This is a genomic window from Citrobacter sp. CFNIH10 (assembly GCF_002934585.1).
Lineage (GTDB): Bacteria > Pseudomonadota > Gammaproteobacteria > Enterobacterales > Enterobacteriaceae > Citrobacter_A > Citrobacter_A amalonaticus.
On record NZ_CP026216.1, the window covers coordinates 2,999,472 to 3,014,377 of the forward strand.

Here is a 14,906-nt window from a genome sequence, read left to right on the forward strand (position 1 = left end):
GGCTGGGATGCAGGAATACGAAAAAGGGTTCATTGCATTGGCAGTTATGGGGGCACTGATTGCGCTGGGGAAGCTGCTAAACAGTGACGAGCAGATCACCCTTCGCCTGGCAGCTGGGCGTGTCATTGTGGGCAGCGGGCTGTCACTGATTGCGGGAGTGGCGTTGTACTTTGTCCCGGATATTCATCCCTTAGCGCTGGCTGGTTTTGGTTCTGCGCTGGGTATTCTTGGACAGAACGCTGTGGAAGCCTGGTTGCGTAAGCGGGGCATAGCGGGAATTTTTGATAAAGGAGCGGGGAAATGACCCTGAGTGAAAAACAGCAATTATTCACAGTCATGGTGGCAAGTCTGATCCACTGGGCAGAAGAACATGGCTACAGACTGACGTTCGGTGAGGCTTACCGTACACCAGAACAGGCCGCGCTGAATGCGAAGAAAGGCAGCGGCATTTCTAACAGTCTGCACACCCAGCGGCTGGCGGTGGATTTCAATCTGTTCGTGAACGGTCAGTACAAAACCCGCACAGAAGATTATCTGCCACTGGGGGAATACTGGGAATCACTGGGTGGTGCCTGGGGCGGACGCTTCAAATCCAGACCGGATGGAAATCATTTCAGTCTGGAACATAACGGGGTGCGCTGATGAGCAGCGGGCAGTGGCTGGTTGTGGTGGCGCTGGCGTTTGTCTGGGGCTGGCTGACCGCTGACTGGCGGCGTGACAGCTTAGAGCTGGCAATCAATACAGCGGCGCAGGTGGCCGGTAATGAATCGCGAAAAGCAATGCAGGGTATTGCCAGTGATTCGGCCAGAGCGCTGGAAGATAAACTGGAGGCGTTAAAAAATGTGGCACCGCGAGAGATACGCACGGAAATACTTAAGCCCGTTTTTACCAATCGTTGTCTGTCTGATGAGTTTGTCAGCATGTACAACAGCGCCGCAGCCGGTACCGAACGTGCGTTATCAGGAAAACCTGAAAACTAAATGCACCACGCAGCTGCCGCGCCTGAACGGTACGACAGGAAAAGACGCAGCGGAATTACTGACAATTTATCCTGAAATTTATGGCCAGTGTGCTGCGCGTCATAATCAGTTAGTAGACGAAATTACTTTAAGAGAGAGTATGAGTGATGGAACAAATTAAACTGTGTGTTTGTGGTGTGGACATTATTTTTGAGCCAAATCAGACCGCCTACAACAAATTTATTAATGAAATGGCAATGGATAATAAAGTTGCCCCGGCACATAACTATCTGACGCGAATTGTGGCAACGGAAAGTAAAGAAGCACTGGCAGAAGTATTAAAACGTCCGGGTGCAGCACTTCAACTGGTTGGCAAAGTAAATGATATTTATGCGCCTGAACTGGAAATTGAAGTAAAAAACTGACAAAGCGAGTCCATGAAATTGAAAGGAATGGACTCGAACAATATTTAATTCTCCGCCGTCATTATTTACCGCATGGTCAGGATTCCGTTGATGATATCGCCGCCGCTATCTGGCTGGACAATCGTCACTGGGAATATACCGGGATAGCCGTGGCCAATGGTGTGGCAAAAGCATTTAAAGGCACTGAATGAAACAATTAGATTTTACATTAAGCCTGATTGATAAATTATCCCGCCCGTTAAAACGGGTGCAGGGTAACGTCACCGGCTTTGCGGAAAAATCAAAAGCGGCCTTTATGCAGATTGGCGGCGGCGCGGTGGCGCTGGCCGGTGTCGGGATGGCGATCAAGGGCGCGTTATCACCGGCAATTGAAATGTATGACGCGCTGAATGATGCCGCCGCAAAAGGGATTGATGATTCCGCGCTTAAGACAGTTCAGCGTGATGCCCTGCGCTTCAGTACAACCTATGGCGCCAGCGCGGTGGAGTTCGTTAAATCCACGGAAAATATTAACGCTTCCATTGCCGGACTGACGGGTAATGAACTGCCGAAGGTGACGAAAGTCGCTAATACCCTGGCGTTTGCGCTCAAGTCCACAGCGGCGGATACGGCGGAATTTATGGGGCAGATGTTCGGTAACTTTTCCGCCGATGCCGCCAGACTGGGAAAGGTTGAATTTGCCGAGCAGCTGGCGGGCAAGATGGTTTATATGCGCAAAACCTTTGGCACAGAAATGGCCACTATCAAGGATTTGATGGAAGGTGCGCGCGGCGTCGGGACAAACTACGGCGTAGGGCTGGATGAACAGCTGGCCGTGCTGGGGCAACTTCAGCGGACACTGGGAACGGAAGCCAGCAGCGCCTATGAAGGGTTTATGACCGGTGCGATTGATGGCGCTAAAAAGCTGGGGCTGTCCTTTACTGACTCCACCGGCAAAATGCTGTCCATGCCTGAAATGCTGATCAAATTGCAGGGCAAATATGGCAAAAGCCTTGAAGGGAACCTGAAAGCCCAGGCGGAGCTGGATGCAGCCTTTGGTGACAGTTCGGCAGTGGTTAAACAGCTTTACGGCAATGTCGCACTGCTTCAGCGCAACATCACCGAACTGGGTGGCGCGGACGGTCTGAAGCGCACCCAGGAAATGGCGCAAAAAATGGTTAAGCCGTGGGATCGCTTTGTGCAAATCCTGAAGGCCATTCAGACCGTGATCGGCTTAACGCTGATCCCGGTGTTGTATCCGCTTCTGAATCGCCTGGCTGATATGGGGCAGACATTTGCCCGCTGGATGCAGTTATTTCCTAACATTGCCCGTGTGATTGGTTATGTGTCGATGGCATTACTGAGTTTTGCCGCCGTGGGTGCGATGGCCAATATCGTAATGGGTGTGTCCAGATTCATCATGATGGGATTGCGGGGGATCTGGGTGGCGTTAACGGCTGTGACAAAAATCTATACAGCCACTGTCTGGCTGGCGCAAAAGGCAGTAATCGCCTGGAATGCCACGCTGAAATTTCTGCGTGGTGCGTTACTGGCGGTACGCATGGCCGCAATAATGGCCGGAATTGGTATCAACCTGATGAGCTGGCCGATCCTGCTTGTGATTGGTGCCATTGCGCTGCTGGTTGCCGGTTGTTATCTGCTGGTTAAGCACTGGGACACGATAAAAGCAGCGGTGATGAATACCGAAGCCTTCCAGACATGTGCCGCCGTGGTGAAGTGGCTGGCGGGGATCTTTGCTTCAGCCTGGCAATATATCAGTGAAGGATGGAACAGCTTTATTTCTTTGCTGACAGGATTTTCACCGTCTGAAGCATTAAAGGGAATGGCCTCCGGCATTATGTCGCTGTTTGATCATGTCTGGAAGTCAATCAAAGGGGAATTTCTTAAGTCGTGGAACTGGATTGTTCAGAAACTGAATAAAATTCCCGGCGTGGATATTTCACTGGCCAGTGAAACCACGCAGCCATTAACCGGAAATACACTGTCAACGGGCGGTGATTTAAAAGGTGTGGATAAAGGTGGTATCAGCAAAACAATCAGCAGCAACAGTAAATCCGTAACCGATAACAGCCGGAAAATTGGTGAAGTGCATTTCCATACCAAAGAAGCACTTTCCCCATCCCAGCTTATGGAATGGCAGGAGCTTGGCGCATGAGTGATGTTCTTTATATCGATTTGCTGATTCAGGGCGGTGACTTTGTTCTGAATACTGGTAATGAACCTGAATTATGTAATAACCGAAAAAGTATCGGGCAGGACATTATTCATTCCATTATTGAAAGTGGGTTAGCGACGGAATTAATTGCCGAACGTAGCCCGACAATGAGAGCGGATATTTTTACCCGCATGGAATTACTGATTGAAGATGATGAACGCATTGTGCCGGGTACGGTGGAAATCAGTGAAGAAAGTCAGAAGCGGCTGTGGGTAACCGCGAGTACATACGATTTTGGCGGGATCTCTGCGCAGGTGGATTTATGACGGAAAAACCGCAGGTTGATTTTGAAGAAGTGGTGAAGGACAGCGGTATGCCGGTAACGGAAGCCGAAGTGCGGGAACGCTTCAATGCGATTGCAGCAGATGAGGGAATTATCACCAATACATCCCGAATGTCACCGTTCTGGCGATTAATCACCGCCATTGTGACCGCCCCGGTGATGTGGCTTAAAGATGTTCTGGTGTTAACCGTGCTGGCCAATATGTTTGTGGCCACAGCCAGCGGGAGCATGTTGCGTTTGCTGGCCTGGGCGGTGAACGTCACGGCAAAACCGGCGAGCGCTGCACAGGGGGTGATCCGCTTCTTCAAAGAAGATGCAAAGGCCGTTGTGACGGTCAAAGCCGGGACGGTTATCCAGACAGAACGCATTAACGGGCGAGTGTATGAGCTGGCCACCACTGAGGATGTGGTGATCGCTTCCGGTGCGGCCAGCGCATTACTGCCGGTGAAAGCCACTGGCGCCGGGGGCGCATATAACCTTGCGCCCGGATATTACCGCATTTTGCCGGTGGCGGTCAGTGGTATCAGCCATGTGGCCAGTGAGGAAAACTGGCTGACCGTGCCGGGGGCTGACGAGGAAAGTGATGATGAACTGCGCGAGCGTTGCCGCAATCAGTTCAATCTGGTGGGGAATTACCACACTGATGCGGTTTATCGCTCAATGATCGCCAGTGTTGCCGGGTTGAGTATTGATCGGATTTTCTTTGAGCATGAAGCACCGAGGGGGCCAGGAACAGCCAATGCCTTTTTATTACTGGACAGTGGGGTGGCATCAGCGCCGTTCGTGGATGCGGTGAATGACTATATCAACACGCAGGGACACCACGGGCATGGTGATGATATGCAGTGCTATCCCATGCCGGAAACGCTTCACGATCTGGTCGTAACGGTTTATGTCAGAAACCTGAACAACTTCAGCGATGAAGAAGTGAATACGCTGAAGGGCGGCATTGAAAACATGATCCGCTGTGCCTTTCGTGAAAATGCTGATTATGACGTCAGAAAGACGTGGCCATATTCGCGGTTTTCCTTTTCGCAACTGGGGCGGGAAATTCATAAAACCTTTGCACAGACGGAATCACTGACATTTTCGCTGGGAGACATTACCAGTGAACTGAGCGTGCCGCGTCTGAAATCACTGACGGTGAGTATTGAGAATGAATGAGTTCATGAAAAAGCTGGCCGGGATGGTCTTGCCTTCCTGGATGAATAAAGGCGAACCGGGGAAATTGCTGAAAACGGCGCGGCGGTTCTGGGCTGAGGTTTACGGCTGGGTTATCTGGCCAGTGAATCAGTTTGATCCGCTGACGTGTACACCGGCATTACTGAACTTGCTGGCTTATGACCGGGATATTACCCGCTTTGATGGTGAACCGTTGACCCTGTTCCGCAAACGCGTGGCTTTTGCCTTCGTGAATGCGCGGGATGCCGGTTCAGTAGAGGGGTTTATCAATATCTTTGAACGGCTGGGAATTGGTTATGTGGAGCTGTTAGAACGGCAACCGGATATCGACTGGGATGTGATTCTGGTTCGGGTTACAGACAGCCAGATTGCAGACAACACGCAACTGCTGATCCAGATAATCCGCCAGTACGGACGAACATGCCGCCGCTATCAGTTTGAGGTGATCACATCGGAAAAACTGGCCATCAGAGCCGGATGGGATCAGGGGGAATATGTGGTTTATCCGGCGATGTTAGCAGGGACGGAAGCCCGCAGCGCAGCATTCAGCGCGAGTTTGTAAGGAGTTTTTTATGTCACAGACAGCCATCACACTGGCATTTGAAAACTGGAAAGCGCAACAGGGCGCTACGGGTGAACCGGTACTACTGGACGAATTTGTATTTGCCAGTGTGCCGGATTTAAACCCGGATACACCTGTTGACCGTAATGAAGTGTTACCCCCGACAGCACAGATTGTTCACCGGCAGGCTGTTACCCGCACGGGTGTGGTGAATGAAAATGGGGTGGTTTATTCCGTAGTGCTGGGCGCAGATGTGGGTGATTTCAGTTTTAACTGGATCGGTCTGCTCAATAAGGCCAGCGGTACGCTGGCAATGATTGTCCATGCACCATCACAGCAGAAACTGAAAACAAAAGAAGGGCAACAGGGAAACGTGCTGACCCGCTCGTTTCTGATGGAGTACAACGGCGCACAGACGGAAACCGGGATTAGTACGCCTGCTGAAACCTGGCAGATTGATTTCACCGCGCGTATGGCCGGAATGGATGAGCGCCAGCGCCTGGAAAATATGGATATTTATGGCGCGGCGGCGTTTTTTGGTGACGGGTATCTGGTAGCCAAAACCGGCAATCAGTTTTTTGTCACGAAAGGCACGGGTTATGTGGCTGGACTTCGTGCGTCACTGGCAGCGAACCAGAATATTACGGTGACGACAAAGCCGGTAAAAGTCTGGCTGGATGTGTGCTGGACAGGGACACTGACCAGTGTCTGGAATGTGCAGAGCAAAATCACGGTGGCAGCAAATCTTGCTGATTACGTTCAGAACGGGGTTCAGCATTATGTGTTTGCTGTGGCCAGCATTGATGCGGATGGCAACATCACGGATTTACGGCCAAAGGGTAGCCTGGGAGAACAGCAGGCCAGCAGCGATTTTTTGCGTAAGGATGCAAACCTTGCTGATGTTAATGACAAAGCGAAAGCCAGAAAAAATCTTGAACTGGGTGAACTGGCGGTTTTAAGCATTAGTGATGTTGTACCTGTTGGGGTGCCACTTCCCTGGCCGACAGATATACCACCGGCGCGTCACGCAATCATGCAAGGACAGGCGTTTGATCCAGTGGCTTGCCCGCAACTGGCTATTGCATATCCATCGGGTGTCCTTCCTGATATGCGCCGCCAGACTATCAAAGGAAAACCAGACGGTCGCGCAGTTCTCTCCTATGAAGATGATGGCAATAAATCCCATGCCCACACTGCCAGTGCATCCAGTACGGATTTGGGGACAAAACCAACATCCTCATTTGATTACGGTACTAAAACGGCGAGTACGTTTGACTATGGCACGAAAACGACAAATACAACAGGCGCACATACTCATACGTTCCCTGTACTTAATGAAGAAAAAGGGGATGGAAACAACGCTGCGGGTGCTACGGGATATTCGGTTGGAACAGCAACAACATCGTCTACTGGAGCACATGCCCATACGGTTGGCATTGGAGCACACAATCACACCGTAGGTATTGGCGCTCATTCTCATACCGTAGCAATAGGCGCACACAGTCACACCATTACCGTCGCCGCGTCGGGCAACGCAGAAACGACCGTTAAGAATATTGCATTTAACTACATAGTGAGACTCGCATAATGACTTTTAAAATGAGTGAAACCGATCAAACAGTTACTGTTTATAACCTGCGTTCCGATACGAATGAATTTATTGGTTCAGGTGATGCTTTTATTCCTGCGCATACCGGACTGCCAGCTAACTGCACCACGATAAAGCCACCGGCAATCAAAGCGGGGTTTGTGGCGATTTTTGATTCAGAGAAGCAAAGATGGATTTCCCGTGAGGATCACCGTGGTGAGGTGGTGTTTGATACAGAAAACGGTAATGAACTGGTGATCACCGAGCCAGGCGCTTACCCGGAAGGGACAACCACGTTAGCACCGGCTAATGCCTGGCAAAAATGGAATGGTAAGGCGTGGGTGGATGATGCGGAGGCCATGCGAATTGCATTAGTCAGCGAAGCAGACGCCGAAAAGAAAAGCCTGCTTAAACATGCCAATGACGCCATTGCCACATTGCAGGATGCCGTTGATTTAGACATGGCAACCGAAGAAGAAGCACTGCTGCTTACCGTATGGAAAAAATACCGCGTTTTACTGAATCGTATTCAACCGGAAGATGCGCCAGAAATTGTGTGGCCGGAGGTGCCTGGAAATGTGGCGTGAAGCACGTCTGGCCTTCACGGATTCTGTTGCTGCGCTGAACTGTTCGATCGTCCCTGCGCATCCGTGGATTTATGGGCTGGGACAGCAGACTGCGAACGGGGCATATCTCAGCCCGGTTAATGCCGTTCGCTATCTTGCTGAACGTCTGGCCGGAACTGGGGGGAATGCGGACGTGGTGATTATGATGGTCACCGGACAGACGCAGGAAAACTTTATGACCAGCCTGAATAACCTGGTCGGGATTTTCCCCGCCCCGGCATTCACGCAGGTCAAACGGCTGGCGCAATCCGCCGCAGTGCTGGCTATTGAAAAGATGCAGATCCCTGCGAAAACTGCCGCTGCGTTACCTGCGTCCATTCCGCTGTCTGTACCAACCAGCAGGGCAGCTTTATCTGCTGCGGCAATCAGCCAGGCACAAAAGGCGGCGGGTGCCGGGTTTGATATCGAAGGGCTGAAAAAACAGCTGGGCGAGTTCACGCAGCTGCGTGACCAGCTTATCAGTGATGTGGCCAGCGGCCTGAATGATTTACAGGGGAAGAGTGCCAGAGCGTGGGTTTTTACTGCCAGCGGAGACACCGGCACCACGTTACTGGAACTGGTGAAGGACATTCCGCAGCAGTCTGCCGTTTACACCGCAGCCATGATGCTGGTTGGCGATAATCTTGATGGAATAAAGGGAATGATTCATGACTTCGATCCCGACACTGGCGCTTAATGGCGAGGCCATCCAGCTGAAAAACATGCGGGTGACTGTTTCACAGCAGTTTCAGGATAAAGATCAGTCAGGCCAGACCAGCGCCACAACAAAATCAGAGCAGGGAGCAAAGGGAAAGGAACTGCGGATCAGCGGTGAAATACCTTTTAAACAGCCTGAAATACTGAAGCGTATTTTTGAGCTGGCCAGTGCTACCGATGCCAGTGGTAATCGTCAGAAGTACCGCGTGGCGCATGAAGTTGCCCGTGCTGTTAACTTTCGTGAAGCAACGTTCAGCGGAATGCTGGATGCACCCCAGCAGGACGGGAAAATGTCCTGGCTGGTGACATTCACACTGGCGGAACATATCAGCGTGCAGGAAAAGCGAGAGGCCAGGGCAACAGGTAAGACGACAGCAAAAAAACAGACTGCCGGTAGTGCGGGACAGTCCGGTGGCCAGTCTGCCGGAGAGGATGAAGAAAAACTGACGTGGTTTGAACGCAAGGTGCTGAAGCCCGTCAATGATGCTTTGGGTTAAAGATGAAACCAGTAAAACGCCTTTACCTTTCAACGGATGAAGTTCACTTGGTGGATGCCAGCCTGGTACTGGAGCTGAACAGCTGCGGCCGGGGCTTCATCACCGCAGAGACAACAACCGATTACACCGGAAAACTGGTGCGGCTGGATGTGGGGTATACCGATCTGCTTTTGCGCTGGTTTACGGGGTATGTGGAGCGATCGCAGCCCGCTGAAAACGGTTTTCAGCGTCTGTTCATTCGTGAGCTGGCAGGTGTGTTTGAAAGGATGTGGCCATGTTCGTTTCAACACCCGACTTTACGCGAGGTTGCCAGCTGGCTGGAAGAAAACAGCGGGATCACGGTCAGTGTGCCTGATGCACAGTACAGCGATACCCCTATCCCACATTTTACCCATAACGGTACCGGCTATCAGTTGCTGAACAATCTGGGCAGGGCGTTCAGTATCCAGGATTACATCTGGTACCAGTTGCCTGATGGTTCGCTTTACGTCGGAGGCGCAGAAAAATCATTGTTTGCCGGTCGTTCCGTAGAAATCCCGTCAGAGTTCAGCCAGGGGGCTGCTGGCGGTAACTCTGTGACATTACCAGTGATCCAGACTATGCGGCCAGGGGTGGAGATGAACGGTGAACGCGTGACTAAAGTTCACCTGACTAATGACACGATGGCGATCACATGGACGCCGAGAAACCGAGCAACGGGTAAACCTTTGCAGAAAACACCAGCGCAACGGCAGATTGAAAGCCATTACCCGGAACTGGCATCCGGGCTTCATTTGCCAAAGATGGCCAGAGTCGTTGCGCATTCAGAGCCGGTAAAAAGCGGTAACTTTGCCGATCCCTTCCGGCCACGTTACGCCGTGGACGTGCAGCTGCTTGACGCAGACGGAAATCCGGACAATCAGACGCCTGTTTACTCAGCGGTGCCACTGCCGGTGCCAATGGCCGGGAATGATTCAGGTATGTTTCAGTTTCCGCCAGAAGGGACGCTGGTTGAGGTCGCATTCACAGGAGGCAGACCGGATAAACCTTTTATCAGGCAGACGCTACCGGATGGCACCAGTCTGCCGGACGTTAAACCCGGTGAGCAATTACAGCAGCAGCGGGAAGAAGTATCCCAGAGGGTGACTCAGGCGGGTGACTGGGTAAGGCAGACCGATCAGACCATCAGCGAAACATCAATGGTGCGAACTGTAAAAGCTGATACAGAACAGCGCGAACTGGTCAGCCGTGAAACTACGGTGAAAGCCACGGATAAAACCACGGTACTGGGAACCACCACATTGCTGGCCGGAGCCATCCAGCAGGTAAGCGCCGGTGATTATAGCCAGGCGGTGAAAGGTAACAGGCTGGCCAGTATTGAGGGGAATGACGAAGCCGATATAACTGGCAAACAATCCACGAAAGTAGCCGGCGCCGTGGATGTTGATGTGGGGGGAACCCTGACAGAAAAGATTGCCGCATTACGTAAATCGGTGGCCGCTGGCGGTCAGCAGGTCATGGGGGCAACGGTTCATATTGGCAGTGAGAGCATCAACGCCCTGACCATGATGCTGGATACCATTGATTTACTGGCAGAGCTGGCGCAGCAATGCGCGAACCATTCGCACCCCACTGTTGGGACGCCAACCAATGCTGACGCGTTCGTACAGACGGCTACGAAAGCCGGGCAGATCCGGAGCAAGTACCAGAATATAATTGCCTGACGATGACAACACGCCCGCATAATGTGGGCTTTTTCATTCCCTTCCTCAGACGCAGCAGAACGCGCCCTCAGCACTTCAGGCAACAAATTAACCCAACGCAACACACATAAAAGATCGTGCGCATGGCGCTGCGCTGGCGCTGCGATGCGCCGACAAAATAAATCTTTCGCAGACAAAAACGGCGCTACACCGCACCCGCCTGCGGTTTCTGGATCTGGAAATTTTTTCAGTTTTATTTTTCTACAAACCAGAGTGCCAGACCGCACCATCACTGGCGGCTTTGCGGAGAACAGAAACTGAAATGATTGAAAGAAATTTCATTTTTTTTCAGTGAAAAGGATCTGTGAAGGATCGGTGTGAAATTGTAACCTACAGAATAAAAAGGGAAAATTATATTTTAGGCGGTGTTTGTGGATCGTTGGGCGGTAAGCCGGACATCATTGAGATAAGCCCGCTTGTAAGACTTGGCGCGGGCTGCGCATAAATTTATGAAATCTTCACAACTGAAATTTCTTCATCGAAATTACAGCACTGCTTCTGCTGCACGGGGAACTTCTTTTGTCGCATTGCCTGTGACAAAAGGCTGGTTTTCCTGATGTTCCGGCTGTGGTGATTTAGATGTGTACACTGGCGTGATCTTGTTTTTATAAACGGTGTTGCTGGGGATGTTCTGAAGCACCAACGACTGTGCGCCGATGGTGACATTATTACCAATAATGATCTGGTTTGAAATGATGCATGAATTTGCGCCTATATCGACGTTGTGCCCAATTTCCAGAACGTAGTCATGTACGTCCAAACTTTTGACCCCTATAGTAACCCCCTGTTTTATAGATAAATTGTCCCCTATATCTGAAAACTTGGATATTACAACATTGGAAAAGTGGTGGATTCTTGGGTTGTAACCGATCTTTGCTCCAAGCATGACATCAACATTAAAAGTGGATACTAACTGAAGGTGTAACCGTCTCGCTGCTAGTTTGAAATGATGTTTCTTACTCATATGCATCTCATTGGCAAGACGCCACCAAAACCAGAACATAGTATTTTGATGACTCTTTCTCTTGGCTTTACGATACTCTTTTGCAAATCGTATCCATGAGCATTTGTATTTTGACCGTAATAATTCCCGCTCCCAGTAACGGGTGAGGTTGGTTAAATTTTCAGTCAATAAGAAAAGGGCAATTTGAAGATAGGGCATGATCTTTGACTTAGCGATCCTGATAAGAAAAAGGAATTTTAGATCAATATGCTTAATAGACAATGGTTTTGTTGAAAACTTAAGCACAGAATTCATGTGCGACATTATTGCGACACTTTGATGTATTGAATGCTCTAAATCCCTTGTTTCATGCGGGTTGTAAGATATAAAGAAGGTTATATTATATAGCTATTGCTAAAACGTTAATTTTTTGTGCCTGGGCAACTCTGGTTTACAATGGACGCTCTCCAATTAGATGCTGTTAACGCGTCACAGGAATGAGGAAGCAGAATGAGTCGTCGCGCAGGTATGCCAACAACAAAAAAAGTGACGCAGTTAGTGAACGTTGAAGAACACGTCGAAGGGTTTCGTCAGGTGAGAGAGGCGCATCGGCGTGAGCTGATTGACGACTATGTTGAGTTGATTTCTGATCTGATTATTGAAGTCGGTGAAGCGCGTCAGGTGGATATGGCGGCCCGGCTCGGGGTGTCCCAACCCACGGTGGCGAAGATGCTCAAACGCCTGGCCTCGGTGGGATTGATCGAAATGATCCCCTGGCGCGGCGTTTTCTTAACCCCGGAAGGGGAGAAGCTGGCGCAGGAAAGCCGTGAGCGCCATCAGATCGTGGAGAACTTCCTGCTGGTGCTGGGGGTGAGCGCTGAGATAGCCCGTCGCGATGCTGAGGGGATGGAGCATCATGTCAGTCAGGAGACGCTGGACGCATTCCGGCTGTTTACCGAACAACACGGAACTTCCGTTGAATGAACCTGCCTTTATTGCGGGCGTTGAAACGCGACCGTTTTTTTCAGCTATTGATTGTCGTTGGCGTGGCGTTGAGTCTGTGGGTGCCGTTCACGCCACGGACGTGGCCTGGCGCTATTGACTGGCACACCATTATCATCCTGAGCGGCCTGATGTTGCTGACTAAAGGCGTGGAGCTTAGCGGCTATTTCGATGTGCTGGGACGTAAAATGACCCGCCGCTTTGCGACTGAGCGCCGTCTGGCGATGTTCATGGTGCTGGCAGCGGCGCTGCTTTCCACTTTTCTGACCAACGACGTCGCGCTTTTTATCGTTGTGCCGCTGACCATTACGCTGAAGAAGCTGTGTGCGATACCGGTCAACCGGCTGATTATTTTTGAAGCGCTGGCCGTGAATGCTGGCTCGCTGTTAACGCCCATCGGCAACCCACAAAACATTTTGCTGTGGGGGCGTTCTGGTCTCTCATTTTTTGCCTTTATCAGCCAGATGGCGCCGCTTGCCGTTGCGATGATGGTGACGCTGCTGGTCGTGTGCTGGTTCTGCTTCCCTAATAAGCCGCTGTCGTACCACACCGGCACGCATGCGCCGCAATGGCAGCCGCGACTGGTATGGGGGTGTCTGGGGCTGTACCTCGTTTTTCTGACGGCGCTGGAGTTCAAACAAGAGCTGGTAGGGCTGGCGATTGTCGCGCTGGGGTTTCTGTTACTGGCGCGGCGTGTGGTGTTGAGCGTTGACTGGACGCTGTTGCTGGTGTTTATGGCGATGTTTATTGATGTTCATCTACTGACGCAACTGCCGGCATTGCAGGGAACGTTAAGTCACGTCGGCTCGCTGTCTGAACCCGGCCTGTGGCTGACGGCAATTGGTCTGTCGCAGTTTATCAGCAATGTTCCCGGCACCATCTTACTGCTGAATTACGTGCCTCCGACCGTGCTGCTGGCATGGGCGGTCAACATCGGTGGATTTGGTTTGTTGCCGGGATCGCTGGCGAATTTGATTGCGCTACGGATGGCAAACGACCGACGCATCTGGTGGCGCTTTCATCTCTATTCACTGCCGATGCTGGTGTGGGCGGCGTTGGTGGGGTATGGGCTGTTACTGCTGAGATAATACCAATTAAAATCAACAAAAAAGGGCGGAAAAATTATCCGCCCTTTATATTGTCCAGATTCGTATCAATTCAGACGAACAGGCATCCCTGAACGGTTCTGAATCGCTTGCTCTACCACGTTCTGGTCAACATCGGCCTGATTGGTGATGTTCTGAATGCTCTTCGACAGGGTAATCGGTACGATTTCGCCGCCTTCAAACTGCGCTTCAGTCGTCGACAGTGGGTTGTGAACTTCGATGTAACGGCTGCCATCTGGCTCAGTGGTCGCTTTTACCGGCTCATCAATAAACTGTACGCGCGTGCCGACAGGCACATTCTGGAACAGGAATTTGATGTCTTCGTTACGCAGACGCACGCAACCGTGGCTCACGCGCAGGCCGATACCGAAGTTGGCGTTGGTGCCGTGAATGGCGTACAGACGCCCAATGTATAGCGCGTACAGACCCATCGGGTTATCCGGACCTGCCGGAACAACGGCAGGCAGCGGTTCACCTGCGGCACGATATTCAGCGTGCATTTTCGCGGTTGGCGTCCAGGTCGGACCGGCTTTCTTACGTTCTACTTTGGTGGTCCAGTTGATAGGCGTGTCTTTACCTAACTGACCAATACCGATAGGCAGGACGATCACCGTATTGGTGCCTTTCGGGTAGTAGTACAGACGCATTTCCGCGCTGTTAATCACGATACCTTCGTGCACGGTGTCCGGCAGAATCAACTGCTGCGGAATATTCAGCACGGTGCCGCCTTTCGGCAGGAAGGTATCCACGCCCGGGTTGGCTTCCAGCATGTTGGAAAGTCCCATCTGGTATTCCGCAGCAAAATATTCCAGCGGCTGCGTGTTACCTTCCGGGATGGTGATAACCTGATTCTGACCAATGACGCGACTACCATCCGTTGGCAGAGGATAGGTGACAGCGGATGCGGTACTGCAAAAGCCGACGACCGCGAGTGCTGCCGCGAAAAACGTTGTTAATTTCATATTCATGTTATGCGAGATTCATTGCCTGGCAGGCTGTTGGGTTGAGAATTCTGTAGTGTTGGGAGCGCATTATATGTGCATTCCTGTTAACAGGGAATTCAGATGTGTACGAAATCAC

At 51.3% G+C, this 14,906-nt stretch carries 19 protein-coding genes; 17 read left to right on the top strand and 2 right to left on the bottom strand.

Going from position 1 to position 14,906, the window contains the following annotated elements; translation table 11 throughout:
* Positions 1-7 precede the first annotated feature (7 nt).
* From C2U53_RS17870 to C2U53_RS17935, 15 genes are read left to right on the top strand one after another with little or no spacing between them, the layout of a single operon-like run.
* On the top strand, positions 8-304 hold the full coding sequence (locus C2U53_RS17870) for a phage holin family protein (RefSeq protein WP_104446199.1): 297 nt from the start codon (positions 8-10) through the stop codon (positions 302-304).
* The gene (locus tag C2U53_RS17875) at positions 301-642 is read left to right on the top strand and encodes a M15 family metallopeptidase (RefSeq protein ID WP_000175563.1); all 342 of its coding nucleotides are present in this window, start codon (positions 301-303) and stop codon (positions 640-642) included. The genes C2U53_RS17870 and C2U53_RS17875 overlap by 4 nt, the downstream gene beginning before the upstream one ends.
* On the top strand, positions 642-980 hold the full coding sequence (locus C2U53_RS17880; RefSeq protein WP_000094478.1) for a hypothetical protein: 339 nt from the start codon (positions 642-644) through the stop codon (positions 978-980). Before C2U53_RS17875 ends, C2U53_RS17880 begins: the two co-directional genes overlap by 1 nt.
* Positions 952-1,140, top strand: a complete 189-nt coding sequence (locus C2U53_RS30345; RefSeq protein WP_104446200.1) for a hypothetical protein — start codon at positions 952-954, stop codon at positions 1,138-1,140. The genes C2U53_RS17880 and C2U53_RS30345 overlap by 29 nt, the downstream gene beginning before the upstream one ends.
* On the top strand, positions 1,127-1,384 hold the full coding sequence (locus tag C2U53_RS17890) for a putative phage tail assembly chaperone (protein WP_061103629.1): 258 nt from the start codon (positions 1,127-1,129) through the stop codon (positions 1,382-1,384). Before C2U53_RS30345 ends, C2U53_RS17890 begins: the two co-directional genes overlap by 14 nt.
* A 47-nt stretch (positions 1,385-1,431) precedes the next feature.
* Entirely contained in the window at positions 1,432-1,575 is a 144-nt protein-coding gene (locus C2U53_RS30760) for a hypothetical protein (RefSeq protein WP_370922079.1), read from the top strand.
* On the top strand, positions 1,572-3,539 hold the full coding sequence (locus tag C2U53_RS17895) for a phage tail tape measure protein (RefSeq protein ID WP_104446201.1): 1,968 nt from the start codon (positions 1,572-1,574) through the stop codon (positions 3,537-3,539). Before C2U53_RS30760 ends, C2U53_RS17895 begins: the two co-directional genes overlap by 4 nt.
* Positions 3,536-3,865: a DUF2590 family protein gene (locus C2U53_RS17900; protein ID WP_001286237.1), complete on the top strand. Its 330-nt coding sequence runs from the start codon at positions 3,536-3,538 to the stop codon at positions 3,863-3,865. The genes C2U53_RS17895 and C2U53_RS17900 overlap by 4 nt, the downstream gene beginning before the upstream one ends.
* Positions 3,862-5,046, top strand: coding sequence for a baseplate J/gp47 family protein (locus C2U53_RS17905; protein WP_104446202.1), 1,185 nt, complete (start codon positions 3,862-3,864; stop codon positions 5,044-5,046). The genes C2U53_RS17900 and C2U53_RS17905 overlap by 4 nt, the downstream gene beginning before the upstream one ends.
* Positions 5,039-5,626 carry a hypothetical protein gene (locus C2U53_RS17910; RefSeq protein ID WP_172740579.1) on the top strand — a complete coding sequence of 196 codons (588 nt, stop codon included), beginning with the start codon at positions 5,039-5,041 and terminating at the stop codon, positions 5,624-5,626. Before C2U53_RS17905 ends, C2U53_RS17910 begins: the two co-directional genes overlap by 8 nt.
* 10 nt (positions 5,627-5,636) lie before the next feature.
* Positions 5,637-7,214, top strand: coding sequence for a phage tail protein (locus C2U53_RS17915; protein ID WP_104446204.1), 1,578 nt, complete (start codon positions 5,637-5,639; stop codon positions 7,212-7,214).
* A complete protein-coding gene (locus C2U53_RS17920) occupies positions 7,214-7,801 on the top strand; it encodes a tail fiber assembly protein (RefSeq protein WP_104446205.1) in 588 nt (195 codons plus the stop codon). Before C2U53_RS17915 ends, C2U53_RS17920 begins: the two co-directional genes overlap by 1 nt.
* A complete protein-coding gene (locus tag C2U53_RS17925) occupies positions 7,791-8,516 on the top strand; it encodes a hypothetical protein (protein WP_104446206.1) in 726 nt (241 codons plus the stop codon). The genes C2U53_RS17920 and C2U53_RS17925 overlap by 11 nt, the downstream gene beginning before the upstream one ends.
* A complete protein-coding gene (locus tag C2U53_RS17930; RefSeq protein WP_000200800.1) occupies positions 8,488-9,033 on the top strand; it encodes a hypothetical protein in 546 nt (181 codons plus the stop codon). The genes C2U53_RS17925 and C2U53_RS17930 overlap by 29 nt, the downstream gene beginning before the upstream one ends.
* A 2-nt stretch (positions 9,034-9,035) precedes the next feature.
* Positions 9,036-10,736, top strand: coding sequence for a hypothetical protein (locus C2U53_RS17935; protein WP_104446207.1), 1,701 nt, complete (start codon positions 9,036-9,038; stop codon positions 10,734-10,736).
* A 523-nt stretch (positions 10,737-11,259) separates the two neighbouring features.
* Here the strand turns inward: C2U53_RS17935 and C2U53_RS17945 are convergent.
* Positions 11,260-12,033, bottom strand: a complete 774-nt coding sequence (locus tag C2U53_RS17945) for a serine acetyltransferase (RefSeq protein ID WP_210437012.1) — start codon at positions 12,031-12,033, stop codon at positions 11,260-11,262.
* 195 nt (positions 12,034-12,228) lie between these two features.
* Here C2U53_RS17945 and mntR point away from each other — a divergent pair, with 195 nt between their 5' ends.
* A complete protein-coding gene (gene mntR, locus C2U53_RS17950; RefSeq protein WP_043001268.1) occupies positions 12,229-12,702 on the top strand; it encodes a manganese-binding transcriptional regulator MntR in 474 nt (157 codons plus the stop codon).
* Positions 12,699-13,808 (top strand): anion transporter, encoded by a 1,110-nt coding sequence (locus C2U53_RS17955; RefSeq protein WP_044264246.1) that lies wholly within the window; start codon positions 12,699-12,701, stop codon positions 13,806-13,808. Before mntR ends, C2U53_RS17955 begins: the two co-directional genes overlap by 4 nt.
* A 65-nt stretch (positions 13,809-13,873) precedes the next feature.
* Here the strand turns inward: C2U53_RS17955 and ldtB are convergent, their stop codons facing one another.
* A complete protein-coding gene (gene ldtB, locus C2U53_RS17960; RefSeq protein WP_042320414.1) occupies positions 13,874-14,794 on the bottom strand; it encodes a L,D-transpeptidase in 921 nt (306 codons plus the stop codon).
* Between the last annotated feature and the right edge of the window lie 112 nt (positions 14,795-14,906).

Coding starts and splice junctions, on each gene's coding strand:
- C2U53_RS17870 (WP_104446199.1), top strand. CDS start 8: ATGCAGGAATACGAAAAAGGGTTCATTGCATTGGCAGTTATGGGGGCA.
- C2U53_RS17875 (WP_000175563.1), top strand. CDS start 301: ATGACCCTGAGTGAAAAACAGCAATTATTCACAGTCATGGTGGCAAGT.
- C2U53_RS17880 (WP_000094478.1), top strand. CDS start 642: ATGAGCAGCGGGCAGTGGCTGGTTGTGGTGGCGCTGGCGTTTGTCTGG.
- C2U53_RS17890 (WP_061103629.1), top strand. CDS start 1,127: ATGGAACAAATTAAACTGTGTGTTTGTGGTGTGGACATTATTTTTGAG.
- C2U53_RS17895 (WP_104446201.1), top strand. CDS start 1,572: ATGAAACAATTAGATTTTACATTAAGCCTGATTGATAAATTATCCCGC.
- C2U53_RS17900 (WP_001286237.1), top strand. CDS start 3,536: ATGAGTGATGTTCTTTATATCGATTTGCTGATTCAGGGCGGTGACTTT.
- C2U53_RS17905 (WP_104446202.1), top strand. CDS start 3,862: ATGACGGAAAAACCGCAGGTTGATTTTGAAGAAGTGGTGAAGGACAGC.
- C2U53_RS17910 (WP_172740579.1), top strand. CDS start 5,039: ATGAATGAGTTCATGAAAAAGCTGGCCGGGATGGTCTTGCCTTCCTGG.
- C2U53_RS17915 (WP_104446204.1), top strand. CDS start 5,637: ATGTCACAGACAGCCATCACACTGGCATTTGAAAACTGGAAAGCGCAA.
- C2U53_RS17920 (WP_104446205.1), top strand. CDS start 7,214: ATGACTTTTAAAATGAGTGAAACCGATCAAACAGTTACTGTTTATAAC.
- C2U53_RS17925 (WP_104446206.1), top strand. CDS start 7,791: ATGTGGCGTGAAGCACGTCTGGCCTTCACGGATTCTGTTGCTGCGCTG.
- C2U53_RS17930 (WP_000200800.1), top strand. CDS start 8,488: ATGACTTCGATCCCGACACTGGCGCTTAATGGCGAGGCCATCCAGCTG.
- C2U53_RS17935 (WP_104446207.1), top strand. CDS start 9,036: ATGAAACCAGTAAAACGCCTTTACCTTTCAACGGATGAAGTTCACTTG.
- C2U53_RS17945 (WP_210437012.1), bottom strand. CDS start 12,033: ATGAATTCTGTGCTTAAGTTTTCAACAAAACCATTGTCTATTAAGCAT.
- mntR (WP_043001268.1), top strand. CDS start 12,229: ATGAGTCGTCGCGCAGGTATGCCAACAACAAAAAAAGTGACGCAGTTA.
- C2U53_RS17955 (WP_044264246.1), top strand. CDS start 12,699: ATGAACCTGCCTTTATTGCGGGCGTTGAAACGCGACCGTTTTTTTCAG.
- ldtB (WP_042320414.1), bottom strand. CDS start 14,794: ATGAATATGAAATTAACAACGTTTTTCGCGGCAGCACTCGCGGTCGTC.